Annotated in this window: 11 protein-coding genes; 7 read left to right on the top strand and 4 right to left on the bottom strand. The window is 76.3% G+C overall.

From position 1 onward, the window contains the following. Positions 1-16 precede the first annotated feature (16 nt). From ACF1BN_RS36605 to ACF1BN_RS36595, 3 genes are read right to left on the bottom strand one after another with little or no spacing between them, the layout of a single operon-like run. On the bottom strand, positions 17-880 hold the full coding sequence (locus tag ACF1BN_RS36605; protein ID WP_392335930.1) for a biotin-dependent carboxyltransferase family protein: 864 nt from the start codon (positions 878-880) through the stop codon (positions 17-19). After that, positions 877-1,521 carry an allophanate hydrolase subunit 1 gene (locus ACF1BN_RS36600; RefSeq protein WP_392335929.1) on the bottom strand — a complete coding sequence of 215 codons (645 nt, stop codon included), beginning with the start codon at positions 1,519-1,521 and terminating at the stop codon, positions 877-879. Before ACF1BN_RS36600 ends, ACF1BN_RS36605 begins: the two co-directional genes overlap by 4 nt. Continuing rightward, positions 1,518-2,282, bottom strand: a complete 765-nt coding sequence (locus tag ACF1BN_RS36595; protein ID WP_392335928.1) for a LamB/YcsF family protein — start codon at positions 2,280-2,282, stop codon at positions 1,518-1,520. Before ACF1BN_RS36595 ends, ACF1BN_RS36600 begins: the two co-directional genes overlap by 4 nt. 185 nt (positions 2,283-2,467) lie before the next feature. Here ACF1BN_RS36595 and ACF1BN_RS36590 point away from each other — a divergent pair, with 185 nt between their 5' ends. From ACF1BN_RS36590 to ACF1BN_RS36570, 5 genes are all read left to right on the top strand, one after another. Next, positions 2,468-3,190: a GntR family transcriptional regulator gene (locus ACF1BN_RS36590; protein WP_392335927.1), complete on the top strand. Its 723-nt coding sequence runs from the start codon at positions 2,468-2,470 to the stop codon at positions 3,188-3,190. A gap of 129 nt (positions 3,191-3,319) precedes the next feature. Beyond that, entirely contained in the window at positions 3,320-4,849 is a 1,530-nt protein-coding gene (locus tag ACF1BN_RS36585) for a hypothetical protein (RefSeq protein WP_392335926.1), read from the top strand. Next, positions 4,846-5,712 carry a hypothetical protein gene (locus ACF1BN_RS36580; RefSeq protein ID WP_392335925.1) on the top strand — a complete coding sequence of 289 codons (867 nt, stop codon included), beginning with the start codon at positions 4,846-4,848 and terminating at the stop codon, positions 5,710-5,712. Before ACF1BN_RS36585 ends, ACF1BN_RS36580 begins: the two co-directional genes overlap by 4 nt. Beyond that, a complete protein-coding gene (locus ACF1BN_RS36575) occupies positions 5,709-6,638 on the top strand; it encodes a hypothetical protein (protein ID WP_392335924.1) in 930 nt (309 codons plus the stop codon). The genes ACF1BN_RS36580 and ACF1BN_RS36575 overlap by 4 nt, the downstream gene beginning before the upstream one ends. A 101-nt stretch (positions 6,639-6,739) precedes the next feature. Next, on the top strand, positions 6,740-11,404 hold the full coding sequence (locus tag ACF1BN_RS36570) for a hypothetical protein (RefSeq protein WP_392335923.1): 4,665 nt from the start codon (positions 6,740-6,742) through the stop codon (positions 11,402-11,404). 233 nt (positions 11,405-11,637) lie between these two features. Here the strand turns inward: ACF1BN_RS36570 and ACF1BN_RS36565 are convergent, their stop codons facing one another. After that, positions 11,638-11,982 carry a hypothetical protein gene (locus ACF1BN_RS36565; RefSeq protein ID WP_392335922.1) on the bottom strand — a complete coding sequence of 115 codons (345 nt, stop codon included), beginning with the start codon at positions 11,980-11,982 and terminating at the stop codon, positions 11,638-11,640. Between the two features lie 454 nt (positions 11,983-12,436). Here ACF1BN_RS36565 and ACF1BN_RS36560 point away from each other — a divergent pair, with 454 nt between their 5' ends. Together ACF1BN_RS36560 and ACF1BN_RS36555 are read left to right on the top strand one after the other, a co-directional pair. Continuing rightward, on the top strand, positions 12,437-15,310 hold the full coding sequence (locus tag ACF1BN_RS36560) for a nitrate- and nitrite sensing domain-containing protein (RefSeq protein ID WP_392335921.1): 2,874 nt from the start codon (positions 12,437-12,439) through the stop codon (positions 15,308-15,310). Further along, complete coding sequence (locus tag ACF1BN_RS36555; RefSeq protein WP_392335920.1) at positions 15,307-15,747, top strand: roadblock/LC7 domain-containing protein; 441 nt, start codon at positions 15,307-15,309, stop codon at positions 15,745-15,747. The genes ACF1BN_RS36560 and ACF1BN_RS36555 overlap by 4 nt, the downstream gene beginning before the upstream one ends.

Here is a 15,747-nt window from a genome sequence, read left to right as displayed (position 1 = left end):
GAGGGGGAGACCGGCGCTACGGCGCCGTGACGAAGCGGACCGGCGTCCCCGGCACCGCCTGCGCCGCCGCCCCCAGGTCCGCCTCCCGCACCACCGCCACCACCGGGTAGCCGCCGGTCGTCGGATGGTCGGCCAGGAAGACCACCGGCCGCCCGTCCGGCGGAACCTGCACCGCGCCCAGGACCACGCCCTCGCTCGGCAGCTCCCCGGGGCGGGCGCGCGCCAGGGCGGGGCCGTCGAGGCGCAGGCCGATGCGGTTGCTCGCCGAGGACGCCAGGTACGCGCGCGTGGTGAGGGTGCGCAGCGCCTCACGCGTGAACCAGTCGTCGCGCGGCCCGAGCCGGACCCGCAGGACGAGTTCGTCCGGCGGACCCGGCCAGGGGGGAGCGTCGACCGGCCCCCGTACGGCCGCGGCCGCCCCCAGCGGCAGCACCGCCCCGTCCACCAGTGGCGCCGGGCCGAGCCCGGACAGCAGGTCGGAGGAGCGGCTGCCGAGCACCGGATCGACGGCGATCCCGCCGCCGATCGCCACGTACGAGCGCAGCCCGCGCACGGCCGGGCCGACCTCCAGGAGCGCGCCGGCCGGGACCCGTACCGTCGTGCCCCAGGGCAGCGGACGGCCGTCGGCCCGGACCGGGCAGGGCGCGCCGCCCACCGCCACGGTCACCGCGCTCCGGGGGCGCAGCGCGCACCCGGTCACGGTGGTCTCCAGTACCGCGGCCGACTCGTCGTTGCCGACCAGCCGGTTGGCCAGCCGGGCGGCCGCCGGGTCCAGGGCTCCGGAGCGGGGCACGCCGAGGTGCGCGTACCCCGGCCGCCCCAGGTCCTGCACGGTGGTCAGGGCGCCGGCCCGGACGACGGCGACGGCGCGGTCCTTCATCGCCCGGCCCCCGCCCCGGCGGAGTCGTCCCGCGACGGCCTGAACCGCACGCGCGTGCCGGGGGAGAGCAGCGCCGCGGGCTCGCGCCCGGTGTCCCACAGGACCACGTCCGTGGTCCCGATCAGCTGCCAGCCGCCCGGTGAGGAGCGCGGATACACGCCCGTGTACGGCCCCGCCAGCGCCACCGCGCCGGCCGGGACCGCCGTCCGGGGCGTCGCCCGGCGCGGCACCTCGTACCGCTCGCCCAGCCCCGTGAGGTAACCGAATCCGGGGGCGAAGCCGCAGAACGCCACCCGGAACTCGGCCGAGGAGTGGATCCGTACCGCCTCGGCGGGCGACACCCCCCACAGGGCGGCCACCTCGGCGAGGTCCGGCCCGTCGTACCGGACCGGTACCTCCACGACCTGACCCACGCGCGCGTGCCCCGGCCGGAGCTCCCAGTCCGGCAGCTCGGCCGCGAGCCGGACCGGCTCGGCCACCCCGTCGAGCAGCACCGTCCGCGCCGCCGGCACGATCTCCCGCACCCCGGTCAGCGCGCCCGCCGTCCGGCGCCGCAGCAGCTCCGCGTGGAGGGCCTCCGCGGCGGCCCGGTCGGCCAGTTCGACCAGGAGGGCGTGTTCGCCCACCCGCAGCACCCTCACGCGAAGGCCTCCACGGTGACCCCGGCGGACTCCAGGCCGGCCCGGACGCGCCGGGCCAGCTCGACCGCGCCCGGGGTGTCGCCGTGCAGGCAGAGCGAGCGCGCCCGGACGGGAACGGGCGTCCCGCAGTGCGCGGTCACCGTCCCCGCGCGGACCATGGCCACCGACCGCTCGACCACCGCGTCGGGGTCGTGCACGACGGCCCCCTCCTGCCCCCGTGGCAGCAGGGAGCCGTCGGCGCGGTAGGCGCGGTCGCCGAACGCCTCGGCGACCACCGGGAGCCCCGCCCGCTCCGCCGCCTCGTGCAGCCGGGACCCCGGCAGTCCCAGCAGCGGCAGCCCGCCGCCCGCGAGCAGCACCCCGTCGACGACCGCCGCCGCCTGCTCCGTGTCGCGGACCACCCGGTTGTAGAGCGCCCCGTGCGGCTTCACGTACGCCACCCGGGAGCCGGCCGCGCGGGCGAAGACCTCCAGGGCCCCGATCTGGTACGCCACCTCGGCGGCCAGCTCCGCCGCGGGCACGTCCATGGAGCGCCGCCCGAAGCCGGCCAGGTCCCGGTACGACACCTGGGCCCCGATCCGTACCCCCCGCTCGGCGGCCAGCGCGCACACCCGCCGCATGGTGACCGCGTCCCCCGCGTGGAAGCCGCAGGCCACGTTGGCGCTGGTGACGACGGAGAGCAGCCGTTCGTCGTCGGTCAGCGTCCAGCGGCCGAAGCCCTCGCCGAGATCGGCGTTCAGGTCGATCAGGACCCCGTTCATGATGGCGCTGTTCCCTTCGCAGGTGCGGGGGCGGTGCGTGTTCCGGTGGTGACGGTGCGCGGTGGCGCCAAGGTAGAGGATTGTTCAACGATTCTACAAGGCATCTGTTGTCCCCGGTCGCGATCTGCGGTTGACTCGGCGGCCGGGGCGAGGACGGGCCGACCGGCCCGCGAGGAAGGGGGACCGTGGACGCGAGCGGCACCGGGAGGACCGGGGGCACCGGGGCACTGGCGGACGACCGCGCGCTGCTCGGGCGCACCAGCACGGCGGAAAGGGTCGCGGACATCCTCCGCACCCGCATCGCCGAGGGCTTCTTCCCGCCCGGCACCCGGCTCTCCGAGGAGAGCATCGGCGGCGCGCTCGGGGTCTCCCGCAACACCCTGCGCGAGGCGTTCCGGCTCCTCACCCACGAACGGCTGCTCGTCCACGAGCTGAACCGCGGGGTCTTCGTCCGGGTCCTCGCCGTGGACGACGTCGAGGACATCTACCGCACCCGCCGGCTCGTCGAGTGCGCCGTCGTACGGGGCCTCGGGAGCCCGCCCTTCCCGGTCGCCGGACTCGCCGCCGCCGTCGCCGAGGGCGAGGCCGCCGCCCGCGACGGCGACTGGCGCGGGGTCTCCACGGCCAACATCCACTTCCACCGCGAACTCGTCGCCCTCGCCGGCAGCGCCCGTACCGACGAACTCATGCGCGGCGTCCTCGCCGAACTCCGCCTCGCCTTCCACGTCGTCGACGACGCCCGGGCCCTCCACGAGCCCTACCTCCAGCGCAACAAGGAGATCCTGGACGCCCTGCGCGCGGGGGAGCGCGCCGCCGCCGAACGCCTCCTCGCCCGCTACCTCGACGACTCCATCGCGCGCGTGGGCGCCGCATACGCCCGGGCCGTGGACGAACCGGCGGAGGGGTAGCCGACGGCGCGCGCCGCCCGGAGCCCACGCGCGGGCACGCGGCGGGAGGGTACCGCCCCGGGCGGGGCCGTCGCGGTGGTTTCTGCGCCGTTTCGACCCATGTCAGTGCGAGGACCTACTCTGTGCACCGTGACTTCGCCTGCCTCGACGGACCTCGCTCCGCCCCAGCTCAGCGCGGGGCCGCGCCCCGCGCAGGGGCCGGCCGCCGACGAGGGGCTCGCGCGGCGCCTGCGCGCGCTCGCCTGCACCGCGCCGCTGCACGACCTCGACGCGCGCAAGGCGAACCTCGCCGGCGAGTACACGGTCTACGCGATGGCCGAGGTCGCCCTCGCCGCGATCGACCTCGTCACCCTCCACATGGACTTCGACACCGGCGCCGACCACGATCAGGTCGTCGCCCGGCTGCTGCCCCGCGTCGCCGCCCAGGCCCCCGCCCGCCCGGCCGCCGAGCACGAGCGCGTGGCCCGCTGGGTGCTGGAGAACCTGATCAACGTCGGCAGCGTCGACCGGGGCTTCCGCGCCGTCTACGGCACCTTCGGCACCGACGGCGTGTACGTCCGCCGGGACTACGACTTCAAGCTCGTCGAGGAGGTCCCGGGGTACGGCGGCACCGTCTGCCTCCGGACCACCGACGAGGCCGTCAACGTGCTCGTCGGCGCCCTCGACACCGACGTCACCAGCGCCCAGATCGCCGCAGAGGTGAAGCTGGAGGTCCTGATCAGCCGGGGCCGCCTCGCCGACGCCCAGCTCGCCGCTGAACAGGCCCGCTACCGGACCGTCCAGTACGCCGAGACCCTCCGCAGGACCCTGGAGGCCACCCGGCGCAACGTGCGCGCGGTGGACTGGCTCAACAGCGTCCCCGACATGATCGCCGAGGCGCTCGACCACGTCGCCGACCGCTACCGCCACGAGAACGCGATCCTCACCAACATCCGCAAGGCGCGCGACGAGGCCGAGGACCCCGAGCACAAGCGCCGGGCCGCCGAGCTGGTCGACATCGTCAAGGACTGCATCCGCCGCCACACCCAGCTCCAGTCCCGGCTCCTGGAGGCGGGGCCGCTGTTCCGCGCCGAGCAGGACCGCCAGGCCTTCGCCGCCCCCACCCGCTACACCGGTCTCGACCTGTACGGGCAGCTCGTCGCACCGGTGCTGCCCCTCCCCGTGGAGCGGGCCACCCGCGTCACCGACGCCTTCTTCGCCCACGGCACCGGCCTGCGCACCCCCTCCTCGGTCCGCCTCGGCGACCTGGTGGACCTGCTGCTCACCCCGCCGGTCGAGCGCGAGCACCTGGGCGCCGAGATGCCCGAGCCGGACCTGATCGCCACCCCGGACGACTCCCGCTTCAGCGAGCGCCAGCTGTCCGACGCGCTCGCCCTGCTGGAGCTGGAGCACGACGCCCCCCGCCGGCTCTCCGGCCTGCTCGCCGAGGCCCGTGCCACCGGGGGCGAGGACCTCGCCTACCTCGTGGCCCTGCTCGCCGTCCACGCGGCCAGCCCGCCCGTCGGCACCGCCTACCGGCAGGGCGAGGAGCGGCTGCTCTTCGCCGTCGACGACGGCACCCCGCTGGACGACCCCGGTTTCGGCGGCGCCGACCTCATCGTCGGCACCGCGCTCCTCGACGCCGCCGGCATGGCCGCGGACCGTAAGGAGGCGACATGACGTACGTCTCCGACGCGACCCCGCCCGCCTCCAGCTCCGGCCGGGAACCCCACCCGCCCCGCCGTCCCACGCGCGCGGGGCTCCCGACGACGGAGGCCCTGACCGCCCTCCTCGCGGAGACACCCCTCGCCGAGCCCCCGGCGGCACCGCCGGAGCCGCAGGACGCGCCCGTGGCCCCGCCCGCCGAAGTCACCGTGGCCCCGCTCGCCGATGCAGCCGTGGCCCCGCTCGCCGATGCCGCCGCGGAATCCGCCGTGTTGCCGCTCGCGGACGCCACCGTGGCCCCGCTCGCGGACGCCACCGTGGCCCCGCTCGCGGACGCCACCGTGGCCTCGCCCGCGGACGCCGCCGTGGTCCCGCTCGCAGACGCCACCGTGGTCCCGCCCGCCGAAGCCACCGTGGCCCCCCTCGCGGAAACCACCGTGATCCCCTTCCCCGAAGCCGTCGCCGCCCCGACCGTGCCGTTCCCGGCACCCACGCGGCCGCCCGCCACGGAAGCGCCGACGGCGCCCCGGCCGGCCGCCCCCGGCCCCCGCCTCCGGCCCCCCTTCGTGGACTCGCCCGCCGAGGCCGGGACGTCCGGTACGGGAGCGCCCGGCGCGCGGCGCCCCGACGGTGAGCCCGGAGGCCGGCCCCGCCTCGGCGCCGTACCCCTGCCCGAGGCCCCCCGGGCCGCCGCGCGGCGCAGGGACCTGCCCGTGGTCCGCGCCGTACGCCTCGCGGGCGCCCCGGCGGAGCCGCGGCCCGCCCCGGGCGAAAGCCCCGCACCCGCCGCCGTCACCCCCGTGCCGCTGCCCCTGCCCCGGGCCCCCGGCACCGCAGCCGTACCGAACGAGAGCCGCACCGAGGAGCCCCAGCCGTGAGCGACAGCGTCCAGCACACCGAGTACGCCGAGTACCCGGACGCGTGGAGCGAGCAGGAGTCCCCCCGGCCCCCGGCCCCGGCTTCCCCGCACACCGCCCCCGCCGCCGTCACCCCCGCGGACGCCGCCGACGCCGCGCGGCTCGTGTCCTTCGGGCTCCAGCCCAAGCTGCTGCCCGCCCGCGACGCCGAGTACGCCGAGCTGCTCCGCCGCTACCAGGAGGACCCGGCCTTCGCCCGGCTCGCCGACGCCGTCGCGACCGGTCTCGGCCTGATCGTCCTGGAGGTCTCCCCGCGCGCCGGCATGGCCGTCACCGCCGGCGAGGACTCCGTCTTCGCCGTCCGCATGGGCGACTACGCCCGCCGTGCGAACACCGACTCCGCCGACCGCTTCCTGCACGGCCTCGCCCACCTCGCGGTCGCCGCGATGGCCTTCCCGCGCCCCGAGGACCTCGCCGACGACGCGTACATCGGCCGCCTCACCGTCAACGGCGTGGACTCCTTCGTCCGCCAGGCCTGCCTCCGCCTGGAGCAGCGCGCCGAGGAGGAGGGCGAGAACACCGACCCGGCCTCCGACGCCCCCGGCCTGGAGGCCGCCTGGCGGGTCTACTCCCGCCGCTCCACCACCGGCGCCACCAAGGACGCCCGCCGCCTCGCCGGCTCCACCACCGGCATCGTGGCCAAGGCCGTCGCCTTCCTCACCGACTCCGGCTTCCTCCAGCGCACCGGCGACGAGAGCGGAGGCTCCTTCCGCACCACCGCCCGCTACCAGCTCCAGGTACGGGACATGGCGGGTTCCGCCGCCCTGACCGAACTCCTCGACCTCGGGGTCGTGCCGGTCAGCGACGGCAGCGCCACCCTCGTCCCGCCGCCCGAGGGCGACGACCTGCACCTCGCCGCCGACGCAGGCCTGCCCTTCCACGCGTGACCCCGGCGCACCCCGCCGCCCTCCGCCCCAGCCACCGCGCGCCGCCGCACCCGCACGCGCGACCGAAGTTCCCGAGCACGAGAGCACGAGAGTCCCTCGCCATGTACGAGCTGTCCCGGGTCCGCCTCTACTCCATCGGCCCCGCCGGCGCCCGCTACGCCGACACCGTCCTGGACCTGCGCGGTGTCGGCGCCCCCGTGCCGAACCCCGCCCCCACCCAGGCGGAGTTCTTCGAGGAGGAGCCGGTCGGCCCGCCGCGCCGCCCCGCCCCCGCCGGCGTGCTCTTCCTGGAGAACGGCGGCGGCAAGTCCGTCCTCCTCAAGCTCATCTTCTCGGTGATGCTCCCGGGCCACCGCAACACCCTCGGCGGCGCCAGCTCCGGCGTGCTCCGCAAGTTCCTGCTCGCCGACGACTGCGGCCACGTCGCCCTGGAGTGGCAGCACACCCTCACCGGCGAGCTCGTCGTGGTCGGCAAGGCCAGCGAGTGGCGCGGCCGCCAGGTCTCCAACGATCCGCGGAAGTTCGCCGAGGCGTGGTACTCCTTCCGCCCCGGCCCCGGCCTCAGCCTCGACAACCTCCCGGTCGCCGAGGCCACCTCCGTCCGCCCCGCCGCCGAGGGCGCCTCCGGCGCCTCGGGCCGCCGCCGCACCATGAAGGGCTTCCGCGACGCCCTCACCGAGGCCGGCAAGGCGTACCCGCATCTCGACGTGGTGTGGGAGGAGATCCACGACCGCTGGAACGAGCACCTCGGCGAGCTCGGCCTCGACCCCGAACTCTTCCGCTACCAGCGCGAGATGAACGCCGACGAGGGCGAGGCCGCCGGCCTCTTCGCGGTCAAGAAGGACTCCGACTTCACCGACCTCCTCCTCCGCGCGGTCACCGACACCCGGGACACCGACGGCCTCGCCGACCTCGTCGGCGGCTTCGGCAACAAGCTCGGCCGCCGCGCCGAACTCACCGCCGAACGCGAGTTCACCGCCGGCTCCGTCGACCTCCTCAACCGGATCGTCGACGCCGCCGGAACCCGGTCCCACGCGCGCGAGGTGCACGTCGCGGCCGAGCGCCGCACCCGGAACCTCGCCCGCCGCCTCTCCGGCCGCGCCGCCGGCGAGCGCGCCCGCGCCGCCGAACTGGCCCAGCAGGTCACCTCCGCCGGCCACGCCGTCTCCGAGGCCGAGACGGCCCGCGAGCGCAGCGCCCTCATCGCCGCCGAACTCGCCTACCGGCACGCCTCCCTGGCACTCGCCGCCGCCGAGAAGGGCGCGGCCTCCCAGCGCCGCGAGCTCATCGAGGCCCGCACCCTGCACTCCGCCTGGCAGGCCGCCGAGTCCGTGCTCCGCCACCGCGCCGCCGGCGACCGCTCCGCGCGCGTGGCCGCCGCCATCCGCGAGGCCGAGCGCGACGCCGCCCCGGCCCTCGCCGCCCGCGCCCTCGCCGCCGCCGACCTCGTACGCGCCCTCGCCGCCGCCGCCGAGGAGGGCGAGCGGCACGCCACCGAGGAGGAGGAGCGGTCCACCGCCCTCCAGGAGGCGGGCGAGGCCGCCCACCGGGACGCCACCGCCGCCGCCACCGAGGCCCAGCGCGCCCGCAGCGAGGCCGGCCACCTGCGCCAGCGCCTCGCCGAGGTCGAGCAGGAGACCGCCGAGGCCGTCCGGGCCGGCTGGCTCGACGACTCCGCCCCCGACGCCGACCCGGCCCGCGCCGCACTCGCCGCCGCCGACGCCGAGAAGACCACCGTCGCCGCCTGGGACGCCGCCCGCGAAGCGGCTCGCACCGCGAGCGAGCGCGCCCGCGAGACCGCCGCCGCCGAGTCCCGCGCCGAACTCGCCGCCGCCCGCGCCGCCGACGCCGCCGAGGCCACCGGCAACGCCCACGACGCCGAGCGCCGGGCCGCCGAGGCCCTGGCCGGCGAGGAACGCCTCGCCGAACTCCTCGGGCTGCCCGGCTCCGGCTCCCCGCTCCCCGGCCAGCGCGCCGCCGACACGCACGGCGACACCTCCGAGGACGACGAGCGGGCCCCCGAGGGCGACGCGCAGCCGCCGCTCTCCGTCACCGACTTCGACCGCTACGCCGAGGAACTGCGCCGCCTGCTCGATGGTGCCGTCACCTCCGCCGAGCGCCAGCTCTTCGACCTGCGCACGGCCGCCGCCGACGACTCCCGCATCCTCGGCGCCCTCGGCGACGGCGGCCTGCTTCCGCCCGGCCCCGACGTCCTCGCCACCGTCGAGTTCCTCGGCGAGCACGGCATCCCCGCCCTCCCCGGCTGGCGCTACCTCGCCCAGTCCGTCGACCCCGCCGACCACGCGCGCGTGCTGGCCGCCCGCCCCGAACTCGTCGACGGCGTCGTCATCACCGACCCCGTCTCGTACGGGCGCGCCCGCGAGGCCCTCGGCTCCGCAGCCCTGCTGCCCCGCTCCGCCGTCGCCGTCGGCACCGCCGCCGCCCTCCTCGCCCCCGTACCGGCCCAGCAGGCCGGCGAGGACACCGGCGTCTTCCTGGTGCCGCCGAACCCGGCCATGCACGACGAGCACGCCGCCGACGAGGAGCGTCAGGCGCTCCGCGCGCGTGCCGCCGCCCGCGACGAGGAGATCCGCGCCCTCGCCGCCCGGCTCGCCGGCGACCGCGCTCTCGCCGCCCGGATCGGCGCCTGGCGCGCCGACTGTCCGCCCGGCATGCTCGCCGAGCTCGCCGCCGTCGCCGCCACCGCCCGCGAGACCGCGGAGACCGCCGCCCGGGCCCTCGAAGAGGCCCGCGCCACGCGCGCGGAGGCCGAGGAGACCGCCGCCGAGGCCCTCGCCGTCCGCGACGACCGCCAGGAGGCCGCCCAGCGCGCCCGCCGGGCCGCCGACGCCCTCGCCGGCCTCGCCTTTCGGCTCCGGGAGCGTTCCGCCTGGCAGGCCAAGCTCCGCGAGCTCGCCGACGACGCCGCCGAGGCCGAGGCCCGCGCCCAGACCTGCCTGGAGCGCGCGCGTGCCGCCGACGAGGACCGCCGGGCCGCCCAGCGCGCCGCCGACGACGCCCACCGCACCGCCCGCGCGCTGCGCGCCGAGCGCGCCGAGATCGCCGGCGCCCCCGAGCAGCTGCCGGACGAGGACGCCGCCGCGCCCCGCACCGCCCTCCCCACCCTCCGCGAGGCGTACCGGGCCGCCTCCCAGGTGTACGAGAAGGTCGGCGTCGGCGCCGATCTGCGCGCCGAGCAGGCCCGCGCCGAGAGCGACGAGTCCGCCGCCCTCGCCGAACTGGACCGGCTCACCAACAAGGTCCGCACCCGCGCCGAGCAGCTCCTGGAGTCCACCGACGGCGCCGACGGCCCGTCCCGGCAGGCCGCCGCGGCCCGCGCCGAGGCCTTGGTGCAGATGCTGGAGACCCGCGCCTCCGAGGCGAGCGAGAAGCTCGGACGGCTCCGGGGCGAGGCCGAGCGGCTGGCCCCCGAGGACGGCGGGGCCCACACCGAGCTGCCGGAGGAGCTGGTCCCGGCCGACGCCGACCGGGCGCAGGCCCTGCTGCGTACCGCGAGCACCGAACTCGCCGCCCGCGGCGACGCCCTGGACGCGGCCCGCGCCGCCCACACCGGGCTGCTGCGCGACCACCGCGCCGCCGAGGACGCCGCCGGAGGCTTCGACGAGACCGCCGCGCTCCTGCGCGACCTGCTGCGCGACCACGCGGAGGAGGACCAGGAGGAGCAGGAGCCGTACCCCGGCTCCCTGGAAGAGGCCAGGACCACCGCGGGCGAGGCCCGCAGGGCCCTGCGGGCCTGCACCGCCGAGCTGTCCGCCGCCGACGCCTCCGTCCGCGAGGCGAGCGACATCCTCGTCCGGCACGCCAACTCCACCCGCTACGAGCAGGTCCGCACCCCGGCCCGGCAGCAGATCCGCGAGCTGCCCGCCTCGGCGCTGCCCGAACACGCCGCCAAGTGGGCCGAGGCCTTCGCGCCCCGGCTCCGGGTCCTCACCGACGAGCTGGCCCAGCTGGAGCGGAACCGCGAATCGATCGTGGATCGGCTGCGGGGCCTGGTGGAGACCTCGCTGGCCACCCTCCGCTCCGCTCAGCGGCTCTCCCGGCTCCCGGAGGGCCTGGGGGAGTGGTCCGGGCAGGAGTTCCTGCGGATCCGTTTCGAGGAACCGGACCAGGCCACCCTCACCGAGCGGCTCGGCGAGGTCGTCGACGAGGCGACCCGCGCCGCCGTGCGGAAGAACTCCGACCTGCGCCGCGACGGCATGTCGCTGCTGCTGCGCGGGGTGCACGCGGCGCTCGAACCCAAGGGCGTGGCGGTCGAGATCCTCAAGCCGGACGCGGTGCTGCGCGCCGAGCGGGTGCCGGTCGGACAGATGGGCGACGTCTTCTCCGGCGGCCAGCTGCTCACCGCGGCCATCGCGCTCTACTGCACGATGGCGGCGCTGCGCTCCAACGACCGGGGCCGTGACAAGCACCGGCACGCGGGCACGCTCTTCCTCGACAACCCGATCGGCCGGGCCAACGCCACGTACCTGCTGGAGCTCCAGCGTGCCGTGTCGGACGCGCTCGGCGTCCAGCTGCTGTACACCACGGGCCTGTTCGACACCACGGCACTCGCCGAGTTCCCGCTGGTCATCCGGCTGCGCAACGACGCCGACCTGAGGGCGGGCCTCAAGTACATCAGCGTCGAGGAGCACCTGCGGCCGGGCCTGCCGCAGCCGGCCGGCGAAGGGGAGACGATCCACGGCGAGATCAAGGCGACCCGGATGTTCCGCCGCCACCAGGACGAGGAACCGCCGACCGCGTCGTGACCGCTCGGGATCCCGGACGTGACCGTGACGAGGGCCCGGTGGCCCAGAGATCCCTCTCTGGGCCACCGGGCCCTCGTCACACCCGGGGGCGGTCGCCCCGTGGCCATGCGCCCCGCGGTCAGTCGACCCGCAGTTCGCCCCTCGGTCAGGCGCCCCCGGACGAAGCCCCCTCGGTCAGTCGACCCGCGATCAGTCGACGCTCGGTCAGGCGCCTCCGGACGAACCCCCCGAGTTCACGCGACCCGCTCCTCCGCGACCCGCTCGCGCCGGCCCTGGTACGCGCTGCTGCTCGGCTCGGAGACCACGCCGGCGCGCTGCCGCCACACCTGGCGGGTGATCCAGATGTCCAGCACGCTCCAGGTGGCCACCACCGTCGCGACCACGGCCGCTATCGTCATCGGATAGGCCAGCCAGGAACCCGTCACCGAGGTGAGGAAGGCGACCACGGCCAGGATGATCGTCACCGAGCTGATCATCACCGCCCGGACCGCCGCGTTCCGCACCGGGTCCGGCATCCTCCGCAGTCCGCGCTCGTCCTCCACCCACAGCTGAGGCGCGGTCCGCGTCTCGTCATCCATGTTCTGTCACTCCCCACAGCACGGCGCTCCCAGGGGTGGCTGCCCGCTTCCCGCGGTTCTACACGGCGCGGACGGCCGGTCCTCGCCCCGTCCGCCCTCGGGCGGCACGTTCCCCCGTACTTCATGACGCTCCGGACAGGGAAAAGGTTTCCCCACGTCACCCGACATCGCGAACGGAACGAACGATTCCAGCCATTGCGCCCAGGGCGGGAAATCGCGCACCGTCACGTGTCCTGCGCCACAGTGGCCGATCCCAACTCCTGGAATTCCCGGACATCTCATGATCAACGCTCACTCGGCAGGCTGAAAATCGCCCAGACACACCTTCGAGATGGTCGCGGTGCAGTAGTAGGCTCACGCCGCCGTTTGTTGAAACCGAAGGTTGACGCGCCGTGTTGACGCGGCGACGCCGTTCGAGGGACCTCCGTGGCCGGGGGCCGTACTGGGGGAGGCCATGCGCTTTCGCGGGAAGTCCATCCGCCGGAAGATCGTGGCGCTGCTCCTCGTACCGCTCGTCTCCCTCACCGGCCTCTGGGGGTTCTCCACCGTCCTCACCGGACGCGAGGCCGACCAACTCCTCGACGTCGGCTACATCGTCGACAAGATCGGCTACCCCATCGAGGACACGGCCCGGGTCATCCAGCTCGAACGCCGCCAGTCCCTCGTCTACCTCGCCGACCCGCGCGGCTCCGAGGCCCTCGACCAGCTCCGCGAGGCCCGCCTCGCCACCGACCGGCAGATGGACCGCATCCGCGCCAACGCCGAGGACCCCGGCGTCCGCGAGGAGATGCGCCCGGTCACCACCCAGAAGCTGAACTCGCTCCTCGCCGCGTTCGAGGAGATCACCTCCCTGCGCCGCTCGGTCGAGAAGCGCGGCATCGGCAGGCTCCAGGCCCTGGAGTTCTACAACCGCCTCGTCGACCCCTGCTACAGCTTCCTCGTCACCCTCCACGCGCTGGAGAACGTCGAGATGGACAAGCAGGGCCGCGCCCTCGTCGGCATCACCCGGGCCCGCGAACTCCTCTCCCGCGAGGACGCCCTGGTCCTCTCCGCGCTCGTCGCCGACCGCGTCACCGCCCAGGAGATCCGCGCCGTCTCCGACCTGATCGCCGTGCGGAAGCAGTTCTACGAGGTCAACCTCGAACTCCTCCCCGCCGCCGAGCGGCAGCGCTTCCAGCAGTACTGGCGCAGCCCCGAGACCTCGGCCCTGCGCACCGCCGAGGAGGCGTTCGTCGAGGCGGGCCCGACCGAGCGCCCCCGCTCCGTCACCGCCGCCTACTGGCAGGACGAGGCCAGCCCCGTCCTCGACGAGCTCGCCCGCGCGAACACCGCCGCCGGCGACCGCTACCAGGAGCGCGTCCAGCCCGCCGCGTACAGCGTCCTGCTCAAAGCGGGCGTGGCCGGCGTCCTCGGCTTCCTCGCCCTCCTCGCCTCGGTCGGCATCTCGGTCCGGATCGGCCGCTCCCTCGTCCGCGACCTGCGCCGCCTCCAGAAGGAGTCCCAGGAGGTCTCCGGCGTCCGCCTCCCCAGCGTCATGCGCCGCCTCGCCGCCGGCGAGCCCGTCGACGTCGAGACCGAGGTCCCCCACCTGCGGTACGGCGAGGACGAGGTCGGCCAGGTCGGCCAGGCCCTCAACACGCTCCAGCGCGCCGCCGTCGAGGCCGCCGTCAAGCAGTCCGAGCTGCGCCGCGGGGTCTCCGAGGTCTTCGTCAACCTCGCCCGCCGCAACCAGGTCCTGCTCCACCGCCAGCTCACCCTGCTCGACACCATGGAGCGGCGCACCGAGGACACCGAGGAGCTCGCGGACCTCTTCCGCCTCGACCACCTCACCACCCGCATGCGCCGCCACGCCGAGGGCCTGGTGATCCTCTCCGGCGCCGCCCCCTCCCGCCAGTGGCGCAAGCCCGTGCAGCTGATGGACGTGGTCCGGGCCGCCGTCGCCGAGGTCGAGGACTACGAGCGCGTCGAGGTCCGCCGGCTGCCCCGGCTCGGCGTCGGCGGACCCGCCGTCGCCGACCTCACCCACCTCATCGCCGAACTCCTGGAGAACGCCACGGTGTTCTCCCCGCCGCACACCGCCGTCCAGGTCCTCGGCGAGCGCGTCGCCAACGGCTTCACCCTGGAGATCCACGACCGCGGCCTCGGCATGAGCCCCGACGTCCTGCTCGACGCCAACCTGCGGCTCGCCGAGACCCCCGAGTTCGAGCTGTCCGACACCGACCGCCTCGGCCTCTTCGTGGTCAGCCGCCTCGCCCAGCGCCAGAACGTCCGCGTCTCGCTGCAGACCTCCCCGTACGGCGGCACCACCGCGGTCGTCTTCATCCCGGCCGCACTGCTCACCGACGCCCCCGAGACCCAGGGCGCGGGCTTCCGTCTCGACCGCAAGTCCCTCGACCCGCGCACGCCGGAGGGCGCCGACCGGCACGCCTCCGGCGGATCATCCCGTACGACCTCCGGGGCGCCCGCGGGCGTGCTCGGCGACGGCCCCCTGCCGCAGCGCCGGCCCGCCCTCGCGCGCGTGCCCGACCTGGCGGACGGGACGGGCCCGGCGGGACGCCGGCCCGGTGCCGGGGACGGGGCGTTCGACGCGGACGCGGGCCGGGTGCTCGACCGTCCTGTGGACGGACCGGTCGAGCTGGAGCCGCCGTTCGGCCCCGAGGACATCGGCACGCTCCTCGACCGCTCCGCCGACCTCCTCGACAGCGACAGCGAACGCGGCGGCCTCTTCCGCCCCCAGCGCCGGCGCACCGGCCCGGCCCCGGCGGGGGAGCAGCACCAGCAGGCCCCGGACCAGACCGCGGTTCCCGGGGAGGACGACACCCCGGGCGAGGGCGCCGCGGGCGCCCCGGTGCCCCTGCCGCGCCGCCGGCAGCCGACCCTGGTCGTCGACCACGGACGCCGGCTCGACGAGCCCGGCCGCGCCCACCCCGCCCCCGGCGCGGACCGCCGGCCGCCGCAGCGCGCCACCGGCCCCATGCTCGTCCCCGTACGCCCGGAGGGCACCGACGCGCGCCGGGAGGACCCGCCAGCGGACCCGGCGAGCACCGACTCCCGCCCCGCGCCGCTCGCCGGGCTCCCGCGCCGGGTCCGTCAGGCGAGCCTCGTGCCGCAGCTCCGCGAGCCCGAGCAGCCGGCCGGCACCGCGCCGACGGCCGGCCCGGCCCCCGCCGACCGGCCCGCCGCCGAGGACGACTTCGAGCGCGACGCCGAGGAGGTGCGGGCCCGGATGGCCGCCATGCAGCGGGGCTGGCAGCGCGGACGCCTGCACGGCACCGGCCCGGACGACACCGCAGCACACGGAACGACACCCGAGGGGGACGGTCGATGACCGCACCGAACGCCGCAGCAAACAGCAGCTCCTTCCACGGCAACGGCGAGCTGAACTGGCTCCTCGACGAGCTGGTCCAGCGCGTCTCCGCCATCCGCAAGGCCCTGGTGCTGTCCAGCGACGGCCTGGCCACCGGAGCGTCGAAGGACCTGAGCCGCGAGGACGGCGAGCACCTCGCCGCCGTCGCCTCCGGCTTCCACAGCCTCGCCAAGGGCGTCGGCCGCCACTTCGAGGCGGGCAGGGTCCGGCAGACCGTGGTCGAGCTGGAGGACGCCTTCCTCTTCGTGACCGCCGCGGGCGACGGCAGCTGCCTCGCCGTCCTGGCCGACGCCGACTCCGACGTCGGCCAGGTGGCGTACGAGATGACCCTGATGGTCAAGCGGGTCGGCACCCACCTCGGCACGGCCCCCCGGACCGGTCTGTCCACGGGAGGGTGA

The sequence above is a fragment of the Streptomyces sp. NPDC014861 genome (assembly GCF_043081625.1).
Lineage (GTDB): Bacteria > Actinomycetota > Actinomycetes > Streptomycetales > Streptomycetaceae > Streptomyces.
Note: the sequence above shows the minus strand (reverse complement) of the source record. Positions and strands in the feature narration are given on the sequence as shown.